The following is a 1,255-nucleotide window of genomic DNA, read 5'->3' as shown; positions in this document are numbered from 1 at the left end:
AGCAACTACTGGGAAGCTGCCACAACGGGAACAGTGGAAGTGGAAGTTAATCAGGGGATTGTATGAAAAGGAGTTCGAGAGGGAACAGATAATTAAACTGTTTGAAATCATCGACAATATGATGACTTTATCCCCTGAATTACAGTCAAGTTTAGAAAGTAAAATCAAACAATTTGAGGAGGAAAGAACCATGCCTTTAGTAAGTAATATGGAGTTACGAGGAAGGAAAATTGGCAAGGAAATTGGGGAGTTACGAGGAATGGAACGCGGTAAGGAAATTGGTAAGGAAATTGGCAAGGAAATGGGCAAGGAAATTGGTAAGGAAATTGGGGCGTTAGAAAATGCTCGTAACTATGTTAAAATGGTGCTAAAAACGCGATTGGGTGACATTCCAATAGAAATTGAGCAAGCTGTGGATAAAATTGCTGTATTATCGATTTTAGACGAGTTACTGAAATCGGCATTAACCGTTAATTCTTTTGATGAGTTGCATCAACTTTTAGAACAATAGTCTCAGTAATTTTCTTCTCCAATGAACCAAACAACAGCCAATTATGATGAACCCTGGAAAGAAGCATTAAGCGAGTATTTTGAAGCGTTTTTATACTTCTTCTTTCCTGAAGTTCACCAACTAATTGATTGGACAAAAATTCCCGAATCTCTGGAAAAAGAACTCAAACGGATTACCGCTTCAGCAAAGACAAAAAAACGTTTCGCTGACAAACTTTATAAGGCTTGGCTACTTGAGGGACAAGAAGTGTGGATTTTGATTCATATTGAAATTCAAAGTCAATACGAAGAAAATTTCCCTCAGAGGATGTATATTTATAACTATCGTGCCTTCGATTTGTATCAGAAACCGGTTATCAGTCTCGCTATATTAGGAGATGAACGAGTAAATTGGCGACCAGATTCCTATAATTATACTATCGCCGGCTGTGAAGTCAGCCTCAAATTCCCAACAGTCAAATTACTGGACTATGAGGAAAGATGGTCAGAACTAGAAGCAAGTAGCAATCCTTTTGCTATAATAGTGATGGCACACCTAAAAACGAAAGCGACTACTGGGAAGCTGCCAGAACGGGAACAGTGGAAGTGGAGGTTAATCAGGGGATTATATGAAAAGGAGTTCGAGAGAGAACAGATAATTAAACTGTTTGAAATCATCGACAATATGATGACTTTATCCCCTGAATTGCAGTCAAGTTTAGAGAGTAAAATCAAACAATTTGAGGAGGAAAGAACCATGCCTTTA

The 1,255-nt window shown here is 38.2% G+C and carries 1 protein-coding gene and 1 pseudogene; both read left to right on the top strand.

All coding sequences use genetic code 11. The features are described from left to right. A pseudogene (locus tag O9290_RS16805) lies at positions 1–511 on the top strand (hypothetical protein); the annotation flags it as partial. Positions 512–532: 21 nt separating this feature from the next. Then, the coding region (locus O9290_RS16800) for an RpnC/YadD family protein (RefSeq protein WP_288087296.1) at positions 533–1,255 on the top strand (723 nt) is incomplete at its 3' end.

Origin of the sequence: Microcystis sp. LE19-41.2A, assembly GCF_027530405.1 — a bacterium.
Lineage (GTDB): Bacteria > Cyanobacteriota > Cyanobacteriia > Cyanobacteriales > Microcystaceae > Microcystis > Microcystis aeruginosa.
This window is presented reverse-complemented; position numbering and strand designations above follow the sequence as displayed.